This window comes from Mesorhizobium loti R88b, from assembly GCF_013170845.1.
GTDB classification, from domain to species: domain Bacteria; phylum Pseudomonadota; class Alphaproteobacteria; order Rhizobiales; family Rhizobiaceae; genus Mesorhizobium; species Mesorhizobium loti_B.
Window position 1 is genome coordinate 5,026,389 of the sequence record NZ_CP033367.1, and the last position, 20,787, is coordinate 5,047,175.

A 20,787-nucleotide genomic window follows, 5' to 3' on the forward strand; every position below is an offset into this window, starting at 1 on the left:
CGAGATCAGGCGCTGGCCTTCTTCGCCGCGCCAGGTTCCGGCAGGATCTCGATCTGTGGGCCGGCCTCTATCTCGGCCGCCGAGCCGGCGGCAATCTCGTCGCCCAGTTCCACCTCGCGCAGCCATTCGCGCCAGATGGCGACCAGCAGCGCCATCAGCACCGGGCCAATGAACAGGCCAAGGAAACCCATGGTCTTGACGCCGCCGATCAGGCCGAAAAAGGTCGGCAGGAAGGGTAGTTTTATCGGCCCTCCAACAAGCTTCGGGCGCAGTGTCTTGTCGACGATGAACAGTTCGACCGTACCCCATATGAACAGTGCCAGACCGGCCATGGGCGAGCCGCTGGCGGCGAGATAAATCGAGACCAGGGTGAAGGACAGCGGTGCGCCGCCGGGGATGAGCGCCATGACGCCAGTCAGGGCACCGAGCGTCACCGGCGACGGCACGCCGGCCAGCCAGTAGGCTATGCCCAGCACCAGCCCTTCGCCGATGGCGATGACGGTCATGCCGGTCACCGTCGAGGAGATCGTCGCCGGCACGACGCGCGAAATCCGCTCCCATCTCGTCGGCAGGATGCGCTCACCGAGTCGGTCGATCTGGCCGGCAAAATGCTCGCCATCGCGATAGGCGAAGAACAGGGCGATCATCATGAACAGCAAGGTGAGCAGCAGTCCGAACGCACTGCCGCCGGCGGCAAGGGCACCACGATAGATGCTGCCGATATTGGCGCCGCTGACCAGCTGGATCAGTTCACCGATGCCTCCGGGATGGCCGAGATTGGTCGTCCATTGCTCGTTGAGCCAGTCGCCCACGACAGGCAGTGTGGCGATCCAGTGCGGCGTCACGGCACCATGCCGGTTGGTCTCGATGGCCCAGCCGACCCACTCGCGCACCTCGTTGATGGCATAGGTGCCGGCGAGCGCGATCGGTATCACCAGGAAGGCGAGGATGAAGATAATGGCCAGGGTGGCGGCAATGGTACGGTTGCCGCCGACACCGGCAAGCAGCCGCCAATAGAGCGGCCAGCTGGCGAAAGCGATGACCAGTGCTGCCAGCACCGGGAACAGGAAGCCGTGGAAGAAATAGACGCCGGCGGCGACGATCAGCACCAGCAGCCAGCGCGCCGCCGAAATCGGCGGAATGACAGCCGACCCCAATGGCGTCGACAGGCCGAACAGGCGCTGCTGACGTTCCGGCTTCTGGATCTTGGTTTCCTTCAAACGCCGGCCTTTCCCAAACACCTTCCCGCTTATGCACTGATATAGTGCAGCAATCGTGACGATAGTCCAAATGGTGAAGATGAAGTTGCCAATCTCCCCCCTCGTGGGGGAGATGTCCGGCAGGACAGAGGGGGCGTGAAGGATCGCCGGCGTTGGTATTTTGCGACCAAGAACCGAGACAAGTGTAGCGAGCCATGACGATTTGATACGCAGGCGGGACAGCGCCCCCCTCTGGCCTGCCTGCCATCTCCCCCACGAGGGGGGAGATCGCAACATCACCCAAACTTGCCCGTCCTCGGGAACCCCTTCGGCACCATGCGCCCTGCCGATGCCCTGGCGCCGATCCATTCGGCCAGTTCCTCGCGCGACCTTGTGAAGGTGCGGTCGGCCGAATCCTGCCAAGACAGGCCCGTCTCCAGCGTAAACGGCTTGATGTCGAGCAGACCGCCATCCTTGTATTTCTGCAGCCGCACACCCTTGCCTCGTCCCATCTCGGGGATTTCGGAGAGCGCGAACACCAGCATCTTGCGGTTCTCGCCGACGATTGCGAGATGATCGCCGGTAACCGGGATGCAGCGCTTGGCCTCGTCGGGCGCCTTGACGTTCATCACCTGCTTGCCCTTGCGGGTGTTGGCGACCACTTCCTCTTCGGGCACGATAAAGCCGTTGGCTTCATGCGAGGCAAGCAACAGCTTGCGCTTCGGGTCGTGAATAAAAGCGGTGACGATGTCCTGGTCATTATCCATGTCGACGATGATGCGGATCGGCTCGCCGTGGCCGCGCCCGCCCGGCAGCCGATCAGCACCGATGGTGTAGAACTTGCCGCCGGTGGTGAAGACCAGCACCTTGTCGGTGGTCTGGGCGTGGAAGGCGAGCTTGAGGCTATCGCCCTCCTTGAAGGTCAAGGTCGAATAATCGGTAAGGTGGCCTTTCATCGCCCGCAGCCAGCCCTTTTCCGAGACGACCACGGTGACCGGCTCACGCTCGATCATGGCGTGGGCGATGTCGGTCAGATCGTGCTCGGGCGCGTCGGCAAACAGCGTGCGGCGCTTGCCGATTTCGGTTTCCGGTCCGTATTTCTCGCGAACATTGGCGACCTCCCACTTGATGGTCGCCCATTGCTTGTCGTTCGAGGCAAGCAACGCCTCGATCTGCTTCTTCTCGGCACTCAAGCCGTCGAACTCGGTGCGGATCTCGAATTCCTCAAGCTTGCGCAGAGCGCGCAGGCGCATGTTGAGGATGGCTTCGGCCTGAGTATCGGTCAGCGACCAACGCGCCATCATCACTTGCTTGGGCTCATCCTCCTCGCGGATAATGCGGATAACCTCATCAATGTTCAGGTACGCGATCAAATAGCCGGCGAGTATCTCCAGGCGCCGTTCGATTTCACCGAGCCGATGTTTCGAGCGGCGGACGAGCACCTCACGGCGGTGCTCCAGCCATTCCTTCAGCACGCCTTTCAGCGACAGGACGTTGGGCACCTTGCCCCGCGACAGCACATTCATGTTCAGCGGGAAGCGGCTTTCGAGCTCGGTCAGCTTGAACAGCGATTCCATCAGGATGCCCGGATCGACCGAGCGGCTCTTCGGCACCAGCACGACGCGAATGTCCTCGGCGCTCTCGTCGCGGATATCCTCCAGCAACGGCAGTTTTCGGGCGATTAGCAGCTCGGCGATCTTTTCGATCAGCCGGGCCTTCTGCACGCCGTAAGGAATTTCGGTGACGACGATGTTCCAGGTGCCCCTGCCCTGGTCTTCCTGACCCCATTTCGCCCGCACGCGAAAACCGCCACGGCCGGTCTCATAAGCTTCGAGGATCGAGGCGCGGCTGTCGATGATGATGCCGCCGGTCGGGAAATCAGGCCCTTGGACAAAGTCCATCAGTTTCGTCACCGGCGCGTCCGGATGCTCGATCAGATGAAGCGCGGCGTCGCAAAGCTCCGCTGCATTGTGCGGCGGGATCGAGGTCGCCATGCCGACAGCGATTCCCGATGATCCATTGGCAAGCAGGTTCGGGAAAGCGCCGGGCAGCACGACCGGCTCTTCGTCTTCCTCATTGTAGGTTGCGCGAAAATCGACCGCATCCTCGGTGATGCCTTCGAGAAGCAGCGTCGACACCTCGGTCATGCGCGCTTCGGTGTAACGCATGGCGGCCGCGTTATCGCCGTCGATGTTGCCGAAATTGCCTTGCCCGTCGACCAGGGGGTAACGCATCGAAAAACTCTGCGCCAACCGCACCAGCGCATCATAGATCGACTGGTCGCCATGCGGGTGGAACTTGCCCATCACCTCGCCGACGATACGGGCACATTTGGCGAAGCCCTGGTCGGGGTTGAGGCGCAGCAGGCGCATGGCATGCATGATACGGCGATGGACCGGCTTCAGCCCGTCGCGAACATCCGGCAGCGCCCTGTGCATGATGGTCGACAGCGCATAGGCAAGATAGCGCTCTTCCAGCGCCTTCTTCAGATCGATCGGTTCGATGTGATCACCGCCGCCATCTTGAGGCGGCAAAACCCTTTTTGCCATGGGCTGGGACTAGCCGAGCGGGTGATTCGCGGCAAGAGGCGCGCACCGGACCAGTCGACTTGCGCGCGTTTGTGCAACATGAAACCGCAAGTCGAGCTTGCCGGCCAACATCAATCTGTTACACGCCGCATCTATTGCGAAGCGCGACAACGCTTGACGGCCCGATCTTCATGCCAGATTCACTGCATTCTCCGATGGCGTTCGGATCAGGTTTGCCTTTCGCCGTGATTTTTGACCATTGTGCGGGAAATGCCTTTTTCCCGTCCAGTTCGTCACGGAATGGTGAAAGCGCGAAGAATTGAAAAACAATTTCAGGACTCTCTCAGGGAACTCGCGATGACAATCAAACGCTCAACTCTCCGGAAATTCGCTCTTTCGACCTTCTTGTTTACATTGCCGCTGAATGCGGCCCTTGCCCAGGACGCGGCGGTTGCCGACCGTCTCAAGGCGGCGCTGGCTGCCCAGGGCGTCGACATTTCCTGGACCGGCGTAACCGGCGATAACACCAGCATGGTGCTGCAGGGCGTTGCCATCAAGCCGGCGGCGGAAAAGGAATCCCTCACCATCGGCGACGTCAAGCTCGAGAACGTCACCGCGGCCAATGGCGGTTTTGAGATCGGCACCGTCTCGACCTCGGCCTTCGAACACAGCAAGGACGGCGTCACCCTCGATCTCAGCCCCTTCGTCATCCACGACATGACGGTTCCGGCCGATGGCGCCACCGGCCCACTCGGTGCGCTGATGATCTACAAGTCGGCCGAACTCTCGAACATGACGGTCAAGGTCGCCGACAAGACCGCCTTCTCGATGGACGGGCTTGCCATCAAGATCACACCGCCCGCGGACGGCAAGGCGATGGAGTTCACCGGCACCACGGAAAAGTTCAATGCCGACCTGACGCTGGTCGACGATCCCAAGTCGAAGGAAGTCATCGACGCGCTCGGCTACCAGAACATCGCGGGCAATTTCGAGATAGCCGGCACCTGGCAGCCGACGGATGGCAAGATGGAGCTGTCGAAGTACGACATCTCGGTCGAGAATGCCGGCACGCTCGGCATGACCTTCGACCTCGGCGGCTACACGATGGACTTCGTCAAGTCGCTGCAGGACATGCAGAAGAAGATGGCCGCTCAGCCGGAAGGCGCCGACAATTCGGCACAAGGCATGGCCATGCTCGGCCTGCTGCAGCAGCTGTCGTTCAACAGCGCCTCGATCCGCTTCGACGACGATTCGCTGACCGGCAAGGTGCTGGAATATGTCGGCAAGCAGCAAGGCATGTCGGCCAAGGACATCGCCAACCAGGCCAAGGCGATCGTGCCCTTCGGCATGGCGCAGCTCAACAATCCGGAGCTGACGGCGCAGGTGACCGCGGCGGTCAGCAAGTATCTCGACGATCCGAAGAGCCTCGAAATCTCGGCCGAACCGCCGGCAGCGGTGCCGTTCGCGCTGATCATGGCGGGAGCCATGTCCAACCCGCTCGACCTGCCCAAGACGCTCGGCGTCAGCGTCAAGGCTAACGAGGACTGATCGAAGCGGCCTCAGTTCAAGCAAAAGCCTGGCAGCGATGCCGGGCTTTTTTGTTGGATTATCGAATCGAAAGAATCGGTTCGGACGGTTGCTAGAAGTGCCGTCCGAAGCTCGCGATCAGGCGTCCTTCTTGGTCGGCGCGACACGCAGCGCCAGTTCGCGAAGCTGCTGCGGCGAAGCTTCCGAAGGTGCGTTCATCAGCAAATCATAGGCCTGCTGGTTCATCGGGAACATGGTGATCTCGCGCAGGTTCTTGGCGCCAACCAGCAACATGACAACGCGGTCGACACCGGCGGCCATGCCACCATGCGGCGGCGCGCCGTACTGGAAGGCGCGGTAGAGGCCGCCAAAGCGCTCCTCGACCGTGGCGCGATCCAGCCCGACCGTCTCGAACGCCTTGACCATGGTTTCAGGCAGATGGTTGCGGATGCCGCCCGAGGCGATCTCGAAGCCGTTGCAGACCATGTCGTACTGGAACGCCTTAATGCCCAGCAGATCCTCGCCATTCAGCGCATCGATGCCGCCTTGCGGCATCGAGAACGGGTTGTGGGCGAAGTCGATCTTCTTCTCCTCCTCGTTCCACTCGAAGAACGGGAAGTCGACGATCCAGCACAGTTCGAAACGTTCGCGGTCGACGAGATTCAGCTCCTCGCCGGCGCGGGTGCGTGCGGAACCGGCAAAGGAAACGAATTTCTTCGGATCACCAGCAACGAAGAAAGCAGCGTCGCCATCGGCGAGGCCGAGCTGCAGGCGGATCGCCTCGGTGCGCTCCTCGCCGATGTTCTTGGCGAGCGGGCCGGCGCCTTCGAGCTTGTCGCCCTCCTTGCGCCAGAAGATGTAGCCCAGCCCTGGCTGGCCCTCGCCTTGCGCCCAGGAATTCATGCGGTCGCAGAAGGCGCGGCTGCCGCCGGTCTTGGCCGGAATGCCCCACACTTCGGCCTTCAGGTCGTTGGCCAGGATGTTGGCGAACACCTTGAAGCCGGAATCGCGGAAATGGTCGGAGACGGCCTGCATCTCGATCGGGTTGCGCAGGTCGGGCTTATCGGAGCCGTATTTGCGCATGGCGACATCATAGGGGATGCGCTGGAACTTCTGCGTCACCGGCTTGCCGTTGGCGAAGGTCTCGAAGACGCCCCGCATCACCGGCTCCATGGTCGACAGCACGTCGTCCTGCTCGACAAAGCTCATTTCGAGGTCGAGCTGGTAGAATTCGCCGGGCAGACGGTCGGCGCGCGGGTCCTCGTCGCGGAAACAGGGCGCGATCTGGAAATAGCGGTCGAAGCCCGAAACCATGATCAGCTGCTTGTACTGCTGCGGCGCCTGCGGCAGCGCGTAGAAGGTGCCGGGATGGATGCGCGACGGCACCAGGAAGTCGCGCGCGCCTTCGGGCGACGACGCGGTCAGGATCGGCGTCGAGAATTCGGTGAAGCCGACCTCACCCATGCGCCTGCGCATTTCGGCAATGATTTTTGTCCGCGCAATGATGTTCTTGTGCAGCGTCTCGCGGCGCAGGTCGAGGAAACGGTATTTCAGCCGGATGTCTTCGGGATAGTCCGGCTCGCCGAACACCGGCAACGGCAACTCCTTGGCCGCCGACAGCACTTCGATCTCGCGAGCGAATATCTCGATCTCACCGGTCGGCAGGTTGGCGTTCGTGGTCTCGGGCAAGCGCGCCTTGACCTCGCCGTCGACACGGATGACCCACTCGCCACGCACGGTCTCGGCAACCTTGAAGGCCGGCGAATCCGGATCGGCTACGATCTGGGTCAGGCCATAATTGTCACGCAGGTCGATGAACAGCAGGCCGCCATGATCGCGCACGCGATGCACCCAGCCCGACAGGCGAACGGAATTGCCGACATCGCTCTTTCTCAACTGGGCACAGGTATGGCTGCGGTAACGGTGCATGGTCATTGCTAAAGTCCGGGGTGCTGGGTTGCGGGCCAAAGCATCAAAGCCCGGCCCAAAATTTGCGCGAAAAGCGCATGGGAGGCCGGATTTGTCAAGGCAAGCGGGCACGCACGGCATGCCGCCGAGCGTTCAGGCGAAATGGATTTCGGCGCCCTGGCGTTCGAAATCGGCAACGATTGCGGCCGGTGCGGTCTTTTCGACCACCAGGTGGCGGATCGCCTCCGCTCCGGCGACGCGATAAGGCGCTGCGGTGGCCAGCTTGTCGTTGGTGACCGCGATGACGATGCCGGCGCTGTTCTTGGCCATCGCCCGTTTCACCTCGGCCTCCGCCGAATCGAACGCCGTTACGCCCCGAGATGCATCGAGACCGCACGAGCCCAAAATAAACAGATCCGCGCCAAGCTGCGCCACGGCGGCAAGCGTGTCGGCGCCGACGCAAGCGCCGAGGTGGCGGTCGAACCTGCCGCCCAGCACAATCAGCTCGATCAGGGCGTGGTCCGACAACACCGAGGCAATTTCGAGCGAATTGGTGGCGACGGTCAGATCGAGGTCGCGCGGGATGGCCCTGGCGATCGCGGCATTGGTCGTGCCGCTGTCGATGAACAAAGTCTGTCCGCGCGCGAGCAATGCCACGGTCGCGCCGGCCAGCCGCGTCTTTTCTTCGACCGCATGGCTGGCGCGCAGGCTGACCGGCATGGTCGCGAAAGGTGCTGATGCAACCGCGCCGCCATAGACGCGGCGGCATTGTCCGGCCTTTGCCAGTTCCCTGAGGTCGCGGCGCACCGTGTCTTCCGAAACGCCGAAATGGCTCGCCAGTTCGCCGGCCACCACGCTTCCCTCCGCCGCAAGACGGTCGCGGATAAGCTGGTGGCGTTGATCGGTGAGCATTGCCTGATCCTATTTCTATGTGCACGTTCTTGCATGTTTTGCACGTTTGTGCAAGAAGTGGCTGATCGGGCTGCCTTAAAGCCCCGCCTCTCTCCCTTGAAAGCACCGCGATGAGCTTTGGCCTCAACCTTGCCCCTCAACACCGCGTCTATGCCGGATTCGCGATCTACTCCTTCGCCATGGGCAACATCTTTCCGCGGCTGCCCGATATCAAGCACGCCATGGGTATCGGGGACGGCACGCTCGGCCTCAGCCTGATCGGAACACCGATCGGCACCTTGACGGCACTGACGCTGGCAGCGCCGCTGCTCGAGCGCGTCGGCTTCCGCCGCGCGCTGCTTGCCCTGGTCCCGCTGCTGGCGCTTGCCTACGCCATCGCCGTGCATGCGCCGGGTCCGCTGGCGCTGTTCCTGATGCTGTTTCCAGTCGGCCTGATGATCGGCAGCGTCGAGATCATGCTCAATGTCGAGGCCGACCGGACCGAATTCCTGGTCAAGCGCCGTATCATGAACCGTGCGCATTCGTTCTGGAGCATGGGCTTTTTCGGTGCCGGCCTGTTTGGCGCCGCACTCGGGCATCTCGGCGTATCGCCGCAACTGCATCTGGCGCTGATCGTGCCGATCGTCGCGATCTCGATGGCACTGTTCCTCGGGGGCTACCAACCAGCACCAAGTCGCTTCGCGGGCGCCAGCGCCGGCGAGAAGGCACCCATGCTGGCAAGACCGACGCTGCCCATCCTTGTCCTCGTCGCAGTAACGCTCGCCGCCATGCTGATGGAAGGCGCCAGCATCGACTGGTCGGCGATCTATATGCGCACGGTCTTCGACTCCGGCCCCTTCGTCGCCGGCTTCACGGTGGCGCTGTTCGCCTTTTCTCAAGCAACCACGCGTTTCTTCGCCGATAGTTTCGTCGACCGCCATTCGCCGAGCGGCGTGGCGCGGGTGCTGCTGGTGTTGATGGCGGCCGGCGTGCTGCTTGTCTTCTTCTCGCCCATGCCGTTTGTCTCCATGCTGGGCTTTGCCCTTCTGGGGATCGGCACCAGCGCCCTCTTCCCGCTGGCGATCTCGGCCGCCGCTCAACGGACGGATCGGCCTGCGTCGATCAATGTCGCGGCGCTGTCGCAGATCTCCTTCGTTGCCTTCCTGCTTGGGCCGCCGCTGCTCGGCTTCGTCTCCGACCATTGGGGCATCCGCTCGGCCTTTGGCATCGGCATCCCGTTCATTATCCTCAGCCTGCTGACCGCAGGATCGCTTGGCCGGCGGCCGGCCGCTGGCAAACCAGCGGCGCCGACCGACGAGCCGCTCGAACCGACGCCGGACAAGCTACTGGCGCGCGCCGCAGAGGGATAAATAGCCCCATCAAGGTGACGGGCAAAAGGGCTCAGGCGGTGTTCCCACGGCAAGCCGCGTCGTAGTCGGCCAGCACCTGGCCGATCGCGTCGTGAAGAATGGCGTTTGGATCTCCCGCCGGCCCGAGCATGGCCGGCACCATCGGCAGGAACTGCCGCATCAGCGTTTCAGGGATGCTGACGCCGGTGAGAACCTCGCGCAGATGGCCGACGGCAACGGCTGCGGTGGGGTTGCTCCAGTAGTAGCGAATGCGGTCGCTGTAACTGTAGTGCCGCTGCAGATAGCGGCCCGTTTCACTGCCATGATAGTGGCTGTGCCAATGGCCGGGTGCTGCCAGCATGATGCGTTCCATCGCGCGGGCAAGCGACCTGTCGCCATAGTCGGCAACCATTTCGGACGCGATCAGGTCGAGCCCGTAAAGCGCCTCGCGCAAGGCGAATGTCAGGCCTGGGCCTACTTTAAGGATCGGAAAGCCATTGCCGACAAGTGCGGTCAGCGCCGCGCGGCTCTGGTAGTCGGTGGAATGTGCCTCATAGACGAGCGACGGCTCTTCATCGAGCAGCGCGGTCAGCGCTTTCGATGCCTCCGGTCTGTAGGCGACGACGTTCTGGCTGCCGAATTCGACGCCGGGCTGCACGACCACGGCAATGACGCGGCCAAACGCGTCCGCCAGGCCTTCGCGGGCAAAGATCTCGCGATGCACCTCGATGGTGCGACGGGCCGCCGCCGCTTGCGTGGGCTTGAGTTCGCTGATCGCGTGATCGACGCCGCCAGGCGCTGGAACCTCGGTGCCGATGATGTAGACCGGCAATGCGCCACCGCGCGCGCGCGCCGCCTTTTCAGCCGCCTTGGCCAGTCGCGCCGCCCGGGTCGCGATGGTCTCGTCATCCAGCGCCGCCGGCTCGCCGGCGCAGCCCATCGACGCATCGAGATGGATCTTGCTGAAGCCGGCCCAGACATAGGCCGTGACCATGGCTTCGGCCTTGCTCATCGCTTGCGCGGCCGGCTCGGCACGCCACGGGTTGGGCCCGAGATGGTCGCCACCAAAGATAATGCGCTGGGGGTCGAGACCTTCCTTGCTGGCGATCTCCAGCACGAAGGCGACGAACAGGTCCGGGGTCATCCCGGTGTAGCCGCCGAACTGGTTAACCTGATTGCAGGTCGCCTCGATCAGCAAGACGGCTTCCTTGTCGGCGACCGCACGCCTGATCGCAGTCTGGATCACCGTTGGATGGGCCGAGCAGATCGAGGTGATGCCGTAGGGCGATCCGTTCCTGCGCGCGGAGGCGAGCGTTGCAAGCGGATTGGCCATCATGTCGCTCTCTGTGTTCCGGCAATGAAATCATCAAGCACATCGAAGCCGGCAAGGCCCTCCATGGGCCCACGCCGCGTGACGTTGCGGGCGCCGGCGGCATTGGCATAGAACAGCGCCTTGGCAGGCTCCATCCCCTTGCGCCGGCAAGTCAGGTAGGTCGCGCCGAAACAGTCGCCAGCCCCGGTGGGGTCGACTTCCTCGACCAGGAAGCCGGCACAGTCGATCCTGCTGCCGTCGGCGCCGAAACGGGTAGAACCGGCAGCGCCGCGCTTCAGCACAATCTCGCCGACGCCTCTGGCGATCAGCGCCGTCACCGCCTGGCGTTCGTCGTCGACGCCTGCCGCGGCAAGCAGCTCGTCGCCGGAAGGCAGCAGCAGATCCGCATCGTCGACCAGCGCGGAAAATAGCGCTCCGTCGGCGCCGTCGATCAGCTCCTTGCGCACATTCGGATCGAAGGAGGTCGAGCCGCCCCGGGCACGCACGGCCTTCACGGCATAGGCGACGATCTCCTTCAGCCCCGATACTGACAGGGTCGACCCCATGACATGGAGATGGCCTGCCTTGTCCGCCAGCTGGCGCGCCTCAGCAGTAAGGTGGATCTGCCCTGCGGCGGATTCGGCGATGTTGTAGACAAAGTCCCTGCCGCCGTCCGGCCTGTAGCGCACGAACGCGCTTCCCGTGGGGTAGCGGTCGTTGACATCAACGGCCGAGACGTCGACGCCGTCGCGCCTCAGCCTTTCCAGGTTGAGGGTTCCAAAATCGTCGCGGCCAACGCAGCCGATGAGGCCGGCGCCGCCGCCGAGCCTCGCGACCTGGTCGATGAAGATGGCCGGCGCCCCGCTCGGATAAGGACCCATCAGCGTCAGCGGCTCCAGGAAGCCGAGACCCCGCTCCGTTGCCATGATCTCGACCAGGATTTCGCCGGCGACTATCGTCGGCCCCGTAAATTGGGAGGCGATCTCCCTTCGGCGGTTCATTCCTGCAATTCCTTCTCCCCCAGCCACACGCCGGTTACGGCGCGCCGACTGCACGATAGCGCCTGTCCGCAGCCGAGGTAAATCGCGGCAAGGCCGAAGTCAACAAAAACTACACGCATGTTCACTTAGTTTCCGCGCACGCGGCTTTCCTGATTGCCTCAAATGACGGACGCCCCCGTGCCGCATGGGAGCATGGTGCCAAAAATCAGGCCATCATGCGCTTGACTTGGCTTTCCTGTAGCGCAATAAAATATACACGCATGTTCACTTACACATGCGCATTCGTAAAGGAGGAGACGAAATGCTGAGAGGTAAGTTTATTGGAATTGCCGCCGTGTCGGTCGCTGCTTCAGCGCTGATGGCAGGTGCCGCCATGTCCGAGGAGATCACGGTTGCGACGGTCAACAATGGCGACATGATCATCATGCAGAAGCTGTCGCCGGAATGGGAGAAGGCGACCGGCAACAAGGTCAACTGGGTGGTGCTCGAGGAAAACGTCCTGCGCGAGCGGGTCACCACCGACATCGCCACCAAGGGCGGCCAGTTCGACGTGCTGACGATCGGCGGCTATGAAACACCGATCTGGGGCAAGGCCGGGTGGCTGACCTCGCTCAACGATCTCGGCGACGATTACGACTATGACGACCTGATCGCGCCGGTACGCAGTGGCCTGACGGTCGACGGCAAGCTCTACGCCGTGCCCTTCTACGCCGAAAGCTCTTTCACGCTCTACCGCAAGGATCTGTTCGACGCCGCCGGCCTGAAGATGCCGGAACAGCCGACCTATGACCAGATCACGGAATTCGCCGACAAGCTCACTGACAAGTCGAAGGAGCAATATGGCCTGTGCCTGCGCGGCAAGCCGGGCTGGGGCGAGAACATGGCCTTTGTCGGCACGCTCGTGAACACGTTCGGCGGCCGCTGGTTCGACATGGACTGGAAACCGCAGATCAACTCCGACGCGTGGAAGAAGGCGATCGGCTGGTACGTCGACACGATGAAGAAGGATGGACCTCCGGGAATAAGCTCCAACGGCTTCAACGAAAACCAGACTTTGTTCGCTTCCGGCCATTGCGCCATGTGGATCGATGCCACGTCAGCGGCGGGTCGCGTCTATGATCCAAAGCAAAGCAAGGTCGCCGACAAGGTCGGCTTCGCCAAGGCGCCGGTGGCGGTCACGCCAAATGGCTCTGCCTGGGGCTGGGCGTGGAGCCTTGCCATTCCGACCTCGACCAAGAAGGCCGATGTGGCAAAGTCCTTCGTCAAGTGGGCGACTTCGAAAGCGTATGTCCAGCGCGTCGGCGAGACCGAAGGCTGGGTCGCGGCACCTCCGGGGACGCGCAAATCCACCTATGCCAGCCCGGACTACCAGAAGGCAGCGCCCTTCGCCGCGACGGTTCTTTCGGCGATCGAATCCGCCGATCCGACCAAGCAGACCAAGGATCCGGTTCCCTACACCGGCATCCAGTTCGTCGCCATCCCCGAATTCCAGGGCATCGGAACCGAGGTCGGCCAGGCGATCGCTGCCGCGGTGACCGGCCAGCAGTCGGTGGATGATGCGCTCAATGGCGCCCAGTCCTCGGTGGAGAAGACGATGACGGAGGCGGGCTACATCAAATAGCCGGGCTCAAGCCAAAAAATGCCAAGCCGCGGAGCGTGTGCCGCCCTTGGCGATCCTGGCCTGGAAAAACCTCCCGTTGTAACAGGCCTGGAGGATGCACGGATCCGCCAAAACGGATCCGTGCTTTCCTCAACGGCGCGTGCAACGAGCCATGCTAGTTAGGCCGCGCCCTCGTCATGTGGCGGTCCATCTTCGAGAAACTCGGGAAACCCAAAATGAGACTGAAAGACAAGATTGCCCTCATTACCGGCGGCGCGCGCGGCATTGGCCTCGGCTTCGCGCAAGCCTTTGTGCGCGAAGGTGCCAAGGTGGTGATTGCCGACATCGACATCGAGCGCGCCACGCGGGCCGCCGCCGAGATCGGTGCGGCTGCCAGCGCCGTCAAGCTCGACGTCACCGACCTCGATGCGATCGACAGGGTTGTTGCCGATGTCGACCGCACGCTTGGCGGCATCGACATCCTTGTCAACAACGCGGCCATCTTCGACATGGCGCCGATCACAGACATCACTGAAGCCAGCTATGACAGGGTGTTTGCCATCAACCTCAAGGCGCCGCTGTTCATGATGAAGGCGGTCGCCAATGTGATGATCGCGCGCGGTCGTGGCGGCAAGATCATCAACATGGCAAGCCAGGCTGGCCGCCGCGGCGAGGCGCTGGTGACGCTGTACTGCGCCTCCAAGGCGGCGATCATCTCGGCAACGCAGTCGGCGGCGCTGGCGCTCGTCAAGCACGGCATCAACGTCAATGCCATTGCGCCCGGCGTCGTCGATGGCGAGCACTGGGACGTCGTCGATGCCCATTTTGCCCGCTGGGAGGGCCTGAAGCCGGGAGAGAAGAAGGCCGCGGTGGCGAAGTCCGTCCCGATCGGCCGTTTCGCCCAGCCCGAAGACATTGCCGGGCTCGCCGTATTCCTGGCCTCCTCCGACAGCGACTATATCCTGGCTCAGACCTACAATGTCGATGGCGGCAACTGGATGAGCTGAAGCTCGTTGCGCATTATCAAGGGAGACTGACATGAAGGCCATACGATTTGCCGCGGCCGGTGTCGCCGGCATGGCGGACCTCGAAATGCCCGGCATCAAGGCCGGACACGCCCTGGTACGCGTACGCGCGGCCGGGCTTTGCCACACCGACATCGAGGTGCTGCATGGCCGCTACGGCGTGGGCGCGTTTCCGCTGGTTCCCGGCCATGAATATGCCGGCACCGTCGAGGCGGTCGCTGACGATGTCGTGGCGGTGAAGGCCGGCGACCGGGTCGCCATCGATCCCAACATCCCGTGCGGGCATTGTCCTGCCTGCCGGAAAGGCCTGACCAATCTGTGCGCCTCGCTGAAAGCCTATGGCGTGACCGAGAATGGCGGCTTCGCCGAGTTCAGCCTGGTTGCGGTCGATCATCTGCACGGCATCGGCGACCTCGGCTTCGCCACGGCGGCACTGGCCGAGCCGCTCGCCTGCGTGCTGAACGGTCTCAGTGCCGCCGGCGTCGAGGCCGGCAAGAGCGTACCCGGCACCGCGCTGGTCTTCGGCGCCGGGCCGATCGGCCTGCTTTTGGCGCTGTCGCTCAAGGCCAAGGGCGTGGGAGGCGTGGCCGTTGCCGACATCAGCGAGCAGCGGCTCGCATTCGCGCAGACGCTCGGGCTGGAACCGCTGGTGTCCGGATCGCAGGCACTGGCGGCGCGGGCGCGCGGCTTCGATTTCGTCGCCGATGCCACCGGTGTCGCCAAGGTGGTCGAAAGCATGATCGGCTTCACCGCCGATGGCGGCACAGCCCTGGTCTTCGGCGTCTGCGCGCCCGATGCCAGGATCTCGGTCGCCCCATTCGAGATTTTCCGCCGGCAGATCAGACTGGCGGGGTCGCATTCGCTGAACCGCAACATCCCGCAGGCGCTCGATATCCTCAAACGCGACGACGGCACGATGGCGCGGCTTGTCAGCCACCAGCTGCCGCTTTCCGAACTGCTGCCTTTCCTGGCCAAAGGCAGCGGCGACCCGGCGACAATGAAAGTGCAGTTTTCAGCGGAGCTATAATTTCAAGGGCACAGCCGCGCCGATGGGTCATAGGCAGGCTCCTGCACCTGGAAAGCCCATTCCTCCTCCTTTCCGCCAAAAGGTGACTCAAGTAGACAGTGGCGACGGCAGTTCGAACAAGGAGCTCACGGATGGCAAAGACGATAAGGACGATGGAGGACTTCTCAGCCTTTGTCGGCCTGTCTCGCACCACCGTTTCCAAATATTTCAACGACCCCGGCTCGGTGCGGAAAAACACCCGGAACGTGATCGAGGCCGCGCAAAAGAAGTCTGGCTTCCGGCCGAGCATGTTCGCCGTCAATCTCAACCGCCGCCGCAGCAACATTCTCGGCGTCATCATTCCGAATTCGACGGATCCGTTCTACATGGCGCTGACGCGCCGCATCGAAACGATCGCCAATGAAGCCGGGTTCCTGGCATTTGTGCTGTCTTCCGACGGACATGCCGAGATGGAAGACCAGGCGATCCAGACATTCAGGTCGATGAACATTGCCGGCGCCATCATCGCGCCGCTCGGCGTGCAGTCCCACCACCGGATTCTCGCGGAACTCGGATCAAGCATCCCGCTGATCTATGTCGACTCGCCGCTTGACGAGACCTCCTCATTCGTCGGCACCGACAACAGGCAGAGTTTCAGGCTGATCGTCGACTATCTCTGCCGGTCCGGCGAGCCGCCCTGCTACTTCGCCATGCCACTGGTCAACAACAACGCCTCGGCCAGACAGGACGCCTATGTCGAGGCCATGCACCAGTTCAAGATGACGCCTGAAATCGTGCCCGTCGCCGATGCACGATCATGGGATTTCGAGAAGTTCGGCTATGATGAAGCGCTTCGCATCCTGAAGGCGGAGGGCTTTGCCACCAAGACAGTGCTTTGCGCCAATGACCGTGTCGCCTTCGGCGTCATCGCGGCCGCCTATCAGCTGGGCCTGAAGGTGGGCCACGGCTCGGACTGCGACATGCGGGTCGCGGGACACGACGACCATCCGCTGTCGCGCTACGCCTGCCCGCCGATCACCACCGTTGCGCAGAACTACAACGAGATCGGCCGCCTGGCCATCGAACTCCTCCTGGAGAGGCTGGATGAGGAATCCTCGGCCAAGCCAGGCAGCGGGCGCATCCTGCTCAACGCCGAACTCATGCTGCGAAGCTCGGCCTGAGCGCTCTCGGCGATCTTGAAGGCGGGATCGGCAACACTTGGCGCATTGCCGCCAGAAGTGCTTGCCAAGGGAACGAAGTTATCAGGCGATCTGGAGACGTCCCGTGCCAAAACGCACTCTCCCACCGGGCATTGGGCCACATAACGGCCGCGAGTTGGAACTGATGCTTCAAGGCGACAAGCCGATGGCCTTGTTCGCCGCCGAACCAGGTATGGATATCGAGGATATCGGCGACGCGGCCTTTGAACCGTTTGTCGAAGAAGGCCTTATCCTGAAGTTCTCCAACATTGATCCTGGGACCTCGATTGAAGAGCGCCGCTACTGCCTGCCGACAGAGGAATGGCGCTGCAAGCTCAGCCTGCTGATTTCCCAGATGTGCCGCAGCGGAGAAGCCTTCGATGTCTTCACATCGAATGATTTGGCGAGACTGGAGGGCACTCTTCTCGGCTACTCAAAGGACGATATCGAAGCGTTCGTCGTCCATGCGACGTCGCTGAATTCCACCGCGGACTGACGACTTCCTCCCCCAGTTCGTCCCCTACGAACCCAAGGCTGACAGCCGCAGGCGATGCGCGAGGTGATCGACCACCAATGGACGCAAGCATGCTGCCTTTGCCGATCGCCACGTCCGGCCGCGCCGATCTCGTTCGTTGCCTGTTGGCGGGAGGAAATGCCGCTGGTATTGACCAAGGCGATGGTTCAAGAAGGTATCATCGATACGTGATTGCTTCTTCATGTCCTCCATCCGCCCGCTGATCCCGCTCCTTCTCGCCGCAGGCATCCTGCTCGGCGGTAACGGCCTGCAGGGCACGCTGATCGCGCTGCGTGGTGCACAGGAAGGGTTTTCCCCTTCCGACATCGGCCTGATGGGCACTTTCTATTTCGCCGGCTTCCTGTTCGGCTGCCTGGCCATCACCCGCATCATGAAGGCGGTCGGCCATATCAGGGCATTTTCGGCGTTGGCCGCGATCGCTTCGGTCGGCACGCTGCTCCTGGTGCTGGTTCTTGATCCCGTCATGTGGTGCGCGGTGCGCTTTGCCGGCGGCTTCTGCTTCGCCGGGCTGTTCACGATCGTGGAGAGCTGGCTGAATTCCGGTGTCAGCAATCACGATCGCGCCCGCGTGCTGGCGATCTACCGGATGGTCGACACCGGCTCGGTGACATCAGCCCAGTTCCTGATCCCGGTCTTCGGCGCCGGCGGCTTCACTATCTTCGCCATCATGTCGATCATGATCACGCTGTCGCTGGTGCCGGTCTCGCTCGGCGATCGCTCCAACCCGACGCCGCCCGAGGAGGTCAAGCTCGACCTGGCGCGCGTCTGGCGCATTTCGCCGCTCGGCTGTTTCGGTTGCATTGCCGTCGGCGTCACCAACAGCGCCTTCCGCACGCTATCGCCGGTCTATGCCGAGCAGATCGGCATGTCGGTTGCCGATGTCGTCACCTTCGTCAGCGTCGGCATCTTTGGCGGCGCCATCATCCAGTATCCGCTCGGCTATCTCTCCGATCGCTGGGACCGGCGTCGGGTGCTGTTGATCACAACCTGCTGCGCGATGCTTTCAGCCTTGGCGCTGGTGTTCATCGCCGGCAGCAATCCACTGCTCAACTTCATCATCATCTTCATCTTCGGCTGTTTCGCCATGCCGCTCTATTCCTTGTCGGCGGCGCATTCCAACGACCGCGCCGACACCGGCCAGTTCGTGCTGATCAACGCTGCGCTGATGCTGTTCTATTCCTTCGGCGCCATTGGCGGGCCGTTCGCTGCCTCCACCGCGATGCAGCATTTCGGGCCGAGCGCGCTGTTCGTGTTCAGCGCCATGGTCTATGCGGTCTTCATCGCCGTCATCCTCTACCGCATGCAAGCCCGGTCCGGTGTGCCGGCTGGCAAGCGAAGCCGATTCACCGCGCTGTTGCGCACCTCGACCGTTTTTGCGCGGCTGGCCAGGCGGAATGGTGATTCCGATGGCCCGGCAAGCTGATGATGGAGCCCCAAAGCTTGACGAAAGCGCCGCCGGCTGAAATCTAGGAAGACCTTACTCCTGCCAAAAGCGATTTGATGCACGTCATCACCACCCAGAAAGAACTCGAGACCGTTCTCGCCGCTTTCGAAAAGTCGGATTTCGTCACCGTCGACACTGAATTCATCCGCGAAACGACCTTCTGGCCGATCCTGTGCCTGATCCAGATGGCCGCACCTGGCGTGACGGCGCTGATCGATCCGCTGTCACCTGATATCAACCTGGCACCATTCTTCCGGCTGATGGCCAACGAGGCGGTGGTCAAAGTCTTTCATGCCGCACGGCAAGACATCGAAATCATCGTCCATCTCGGCGATCTCGTTCCGCATCCCGTTTTCGACACTCAGGTCGCAGCGATGGTCTGCGGTTTCGGCGACAGTGTTTCCTACGACCAGCTCGTGCAGCGCATCACCGGGGCGCGGCTCGACAAGTCGTCGCGCTTCACCGACTGGCGCCACCGGCCACTCTCCGACAAGCAGCTCGACTATGCGCTGGCCGACGTCACCCATCTGATCGAGGTTTATCAGCACCTCAGCGCCGAGCTGGAGCGGGAAAACCGCGCCCACTGGCTGAATGAGGAAATGGATGTCCTGACATCGCGCGAGACCTACGATCCACATCCCGAAGACGCCTGGAAGCGGCTGAAGATGCGGTTGCGCAAGCCGCAGGAACTGGCGATCGTGCAGACCGTGGCGGCATGGCGAGAGCGCGAGGCGCGCGAGCGCGACGTGCCGCGCGGCCGCGTGCTCAAGGACGACGCGATCTACGAAGTGGCGCAACAGGCGCCGCGCGATGCGGCAGCCCTTGGCAAGCTGCGCACCACGCCAAAAGGCTGGGAGCGTTCCTCGACTGCGACGGCCTTGCTTGGCGCGGTCAATACGGCGCTGGCCTTGCCCAAGGAGCAGATGCCGAAACTGCCGAAGAATTTCCAGCCGCCGGAAGGTTCAAGCGCGGCGGCGGAGCTATTGAAAGTGCTGCTGCGGATCGTCGCCGAAAAACAGGGCGTGGCCTCGAAGGTGCTGGCCTCCAGCGATGACATCGACCGCATCGCGGCCGAAGGCGAGGAGGCCGATGTGCCGGCGCTGCAGGGCTGGCGGCGCGCCGTGTTCGGCGAGGCGGCCCTTAAGCTGGTCCGCGGCGAGATCGGCATCAAGTTCGACAAACGCAAGATAGCGGTGTTCGATCTGTAGGGGCTTCTGGCCGATGGGTTCGGATCAGGACGAGAACCGGCGATACGAGGCGATTGACGCCTTGCGTGCAATCGCCGTCATGCTGGTTCTGATCTTCCACTATACGTCTCGCTTTCCTCCCGACTACATCCGGTTCGATCACCAGATGGAGCTGCCGTGGCCAGGGGTGGTTGGTGTCTTCCTCTTTTTCATTATCAGCGGCTACTGTATCGCGATGACAGCCGAGCGGGCTGGAACCGTGTGGATGTTCTGGCTGCGGAGATTTACGCGGCTAGAGCCGGCGCTTATCGCCTGTATCGCAATCACACTTGTCGTGGTTGCGGCCTTGGGTCTTCCAGGCAGAGAGGTTTCAGCGCTCGATGGCCTGAAAAACGCAAGCTGGGTAGCCCTTTTTGTTCCAACGCCGCTTGTCGACGGCGCCTACTGGTCGCTGCTCGAGGAAGCAAAATTCTACTTTGTGTTCGGCCTCATCTTCTATCTCTGGCCAAATCGCGTCCTCGCCCTTTTCACCGGCTTTACCGTTCTGGGCGCAATTGCGCAGTTTTCAGGATTGTGGAGAGACCATCAGGCCTTGATCTATCCCTTCAAGGGCATCGCCACGCCGTATTTTTTCTTCCCCTACAGCCTGTTCTTTTTGATGGGCATCGCGGCGAGGCGATCGACCCGGGCAGTACAGATGGTCGTGATGGCCGGGTGCCTCGTGGCCGTCATCAAGCTGTGGGGCGGCTCAGCATTCAGTGCCTGGGTCATGGCGCTTTCAATTCTTGGTGTCATCGGGGTCCAGTTGCGCGATATCAAGATCTGGCGAGGCGTGAGTTACATTGGCTTGATCAGCTATCCCCTGTACCTTCTGCACCAGAATGTCGGTGTCGCGGTGATACGATGGCTGGCTCCTTGGATCGGCTCCCCGTATCTCCGGATCGGCACAGCGTTCTGCATCGTGGTGGCCGTTGCTGCGTTCGTCGCATGGGCGGTCGAGCATAGATTTCGACGGAGGATCGAAATCTATGCGGCACGTTTGATGTCGAGGACCGCAACCCCCGCGTGACCCTATC

16 protein-coding genes are annotated in these 20,787 nt (G+C 62.4%); 10 read left to right on the forward strand and 6 right to left on the reverse strand.

Translation table 11 applies throughout. The annotated features are described in order from the left end of the window. Positions 1 to 5: 5 nt before the first annotated feature. Complete coding sequence (locus tag EB235_RS24705) at positions 6 to 1,220, reverse strand: AI-2E family transporter (protein ID WP_027028478.1); 1,215 nt, start codon at positions 1,218 to 1,220, stop codon at positions 6 to 8. 275 nt (positions 1,221 to 1,495) lie between these two features. After that, positions 1,496 to 3,748 carry a DNA topoisomerase IV subunit A gene (parC, locus tag EB235_RS24710; RefSeq protein ID WP_027028477.1) on the reverse strand — a complete coding sequence of 751 codons (2,253 nt, stop codon included), beginning with the start codon at positions 3,746 to 3,748 and terminating at the stop codon, positions 1,496 to 1,498. 336 nt (positions 3,749 to 4,084) lie between these two features. On the opposite strand from parC, the gene EB235_RS24715 reads away from it, so the two are divergent. Next, entirely contained in the window at positions 4,085 to 5,275 is a 1,191-nt protein-coding gene (locus tag EB235_RS24715) for a hypothetical protein (protein WP_027028476.1), read from the forward strand. 117 nt (positions 5,276 to 5,392) lie between these two features. Here the strand turns inward: EB235_RS24715 and aspS are convergent, their stop codons facing one another. Further along, positions 5,393 to 7,183 carry an aspartate--tRNA ligase gene (aspS, locus tag EB235_RS24720; RefSeq protein WP_027028475.1) on the reverse strand — a complete coding sequence of 597 codons (1,791 nt, stop codon included), beginning with the start codon at positions 7,181 to 7,183 and terminating at the stop codon, positions 5,393 to 5,395. Positions 7,184 to 7,315: 132 nt separating this feature from the next. Beyond that, complete coding sequence (locus EB235_RS24725; RefSeq protein ID WP_027028474.1) at positions 7,316 to 8,074, reverse strand: DeoR/GlpR family DNA-binding transcription regulator; 759 nt, start codon at positions 8,072 to 8,074, stop codon at positions 7,316 to 7,318. Between the two features lie 110 nt (positions 8,075 to 8,184). Between EB235_RS24725 and EB235_RS24730 the strand changes: the two genes are divergently transcribed. Beyond that, entirely contained in the window at positions 8,185 to 9,423 is a 1,239-nt protein-coding gene (locus EB235_RS24730) for an MFS transporter (protein WP_027028473.1), read from the forward strand. 31 nt (positions 9,424 to 9,454) lie between these two features. On the opposite strand, the gene EB235_RS24735 is transcribed toward EB235_RS24730, so the two are convergent. Together EB235_RS24735 and EB235_RS24740 are read right to left on the reverse strand one after the other, a co-directional pair. Further along, positions 9,455 to 10,735 (reverse strand): D-tagatose-bisphosphate aldolase, class II, non-catalytic subunit, encoded by a 1,281-nt coding sequence (locus tag EB235_RS24735; RefSeq protein ID WP_027028472.1) that lies wholly within the window; start codon positions 10,733 to 10,735, stop codon positions 9,455 to 9,457. Then, positions 10,735 to 11,715 carry a tagatose kinase gene (locus tag EB235_RS24740; RefSeq protein ID WP_027028471.1) on the reverse strand — a complete coding sequence of 327 codons (981 nt, stop codon included), beginning with the start codon at positions 11,713 to 11,715 and terminating at the stop codon, positions 10,735 to 10,737. The genes EB235_RS24735 and EB235_RS24740 overlap by 1 nt, the downstream gene beginning before the upstream one ends. A gap of 301 nt (positions 11,716 to 12,016) precedes the next feature. On the opposite strand from EB235_RS24740, the gene EB235_RS24745 reads away from it, so the two are divergent. From EB235_RS24745 to EB235_RS24780, 8 genes are all read left to right on the forward strand, one after another. Continuing rightward, positions 12,017 to 13,336 (forward strand): ABC transporter substrate-binding protein, encoded by a 1,320-nt coding sequence (locus EB235_RS24745; protein ID WP_051429545.1) that lies wholly within the window; start codon positions 12,017 to 12,019, stop codon positions 13,334 to 13,336. A 215-nt stretch (positions 13,337 to 13,551) separates the two neighbouring features. After that, on the forward strand, positions 13,552 to 14,322 hold the full coding sequence (locus tag EB235_RS24750) for an L-iditol 2-dehydrogenase (protein WP_027028469.1): 771 nt from the start codon (positions 13,552 to 13,554) through the stop codon (positions 14,320 to 14,322). Positions 14,323 to 14,353: 31 nt separating this feature from the next. Continuing rightward, positions 14,354 to 15,367, forward strand: coding sequence for an alcohol dehydrogenase catalytic domain-containing protein (locus EB235_RS24755; RefSeq protein ID WP_027028468.1), 1,014 nt, complete (start codon positions 14,354 to 14,356; stop codon positions 15,365 to 15,367). Between the two features lie 152 nt (positions 15,368 to 15,519). Continuing rightward, positions 15,520 to 16,527 carry a LacI family DNA-binding transcriptional regulator gene (locus EB235_RS24760; RefSeq protein ID WP_032926154.1) on the forward strand — a complete coding sequence of 336 codons (1,008 nt, stop codon included), beginning with the start codon at positions 15,520 to 15,522 and terminating at the stop codon, positions 16,525 to 16,527. A gap of 103 nt (positions 16,528 to 16,630) precedes the next feature. After that, positions 16,631 to 17,041, forward strand: a complete 411-nt coding sequence (locus EB235_RS24765) for a hemin receptor (RefSeq protein ID WP_027028466.1) — start codon at positions 16,631 to 16,633, stop codon at positions 17,039 to 17,041. 220 nt (positions 17,042 to 17,261) lie between these two features. Next, on the forward strand, positions 17,262 to 18,503 hold the full coding sequence (locus EB235_RS24770) for an MFS transporter (protein WP_027028465.1): 1,242 nt from the start codon (positions 17,262 to 17,264) through the stop codon (positions 18,501 to 18,503). Positions 18,504 to 18,580: 77 nt separating this feature from the next. Continuing rightward, positions 18,581 to 19,732, forward strand: a complete 1,152-nt coding sequence (gene rnd, locus EB235_RS24775; protein ID WP_027028464.1) for a ribonuclease D — start codon at positions 18,581 to 18,583, stop codon at positions 19,730 to 19,732. A gap of 13 nt (positions 19,733 to 19,745) precedes the next feature. After that, the gene (locus tag EB235_RS24780) at positions 19,746 to 20,780 is read left to right on the forward strand and encodes an acyltransferase family protein (protein WP_027028463.1); all 1,035 of its coding nucleotides are present in this window, start codon (positions 19,746 to 19,748) and stop codon (positions 20,778 to 20,780) included. The last annotated feature ends 7 nt before the right edge of the window (positions 20,781 to 20,787 follow it).

What these genes read in the sequence shown, in the direction of transcription:
- parC (WP_027028477.1), bottom strand. Translation starts at nt 3,748, where the DNA reads ATGGCAAAAAGGGTTTTGCCGCCTCAAGATGGCGGCGGTGATCACATC.
- EB235_RS24715 (WP_027028476.1), top strand. Translation starts at nt 4,085, where the DNA reads ATGACAATCAAACGCTCAACTCTCCGGAAATTCGCTCTTTCGACCTTC.
- aspS (WP_027028475.1), bottom strand. Translation starts at nt 7,183, where the DNA reads ATGCACCGTTACCGCAGCCATACCTGTGCCCAGTTGAGAAAGAGCGAT.
- EB235_RS24725 (WP_027028474.1), bottom strand. Translation starts at nt 8,074, where the DNA reads ATGCTCACCGATCAACGCCACCAGCTTATCCGCGACCGTCTTGCGGCG.
- EB235_RS24730 (WP_027028473.1), top strand. Translation starts at nt 8,185, where the DNA reads ATGAGCTTTGGCCTCAACCTTGCCCCTCAACACCGCGTCTATGCCGGA.
- EB235_RS24735 (WP_027028472.1), bottom strand. Translation starts at nt 10,735, where the DNA reads ATGGCCAATCCGCTTGCAACGCTCGCCTCCGCGCGCAGGAACGGATCG.
- EB235_RS24740 (WP_027028471.1), bottom strand. Translation starts at nt 11,715, where the DNA reads ATGAACCGCCGAAGGGAGATCGCCTCCCAATTTACGGGGCCGACGATA.
- EB235_RS24745 (WP_051429545.1), top strand. Translation starts at nt 12,017, where the DNA reads ATGCTGAGAGGTAAGTTTATTGGAATTGCCGCCGTGTCGGTCGCTGCT.
- EB235_RS24750 (WP_027028469.1), top strand. Translation starts at nt 13,552, where the DNA reads ATGAGACTGAAAGACAAGATTGCCCTCATTACCGGCGGCGCGCGCGGC.
- EB235_RS24755 (WP_027028468.1), top strand. Translation starts at nt 14,354, where the DNA reads ATGAAGGCCATACGATTTGCCGCGGCCGGTGTCGCCGGCATGGCGGAC.
- EB235_RS24760 (WP_032926154.1), top strand. Translation starts at nt 15,520, where the DNA reads ATGGAGGACTTCTCAGCCTTTGTCGGCCTGTCTCGCACCACCGTTTCC.
- EB235_RS24770 (WP_027028465.1), top strand. Translation starts at nt 17,262, where the DNA reads ATGTCCTCCATCCGCCCGCTGATCCCGCTCCTTCTCGCCGCAGGCATC.
- rnd (WP_027028464.1), top strand. Translation starts at nt 18,581, where the DNA reads ATGCACGTCATCACCACCCAGAAAGAACTCGAGACCGTTCTCGCCGCT.
- EB235_RS24780 (WP_027028463.1), top strand. Translation starts at nt 19,746, where the DNA reads ATGGGTTCGGATCAGGACGAGAACCGGCGATACGAGGCGATTGACGCC.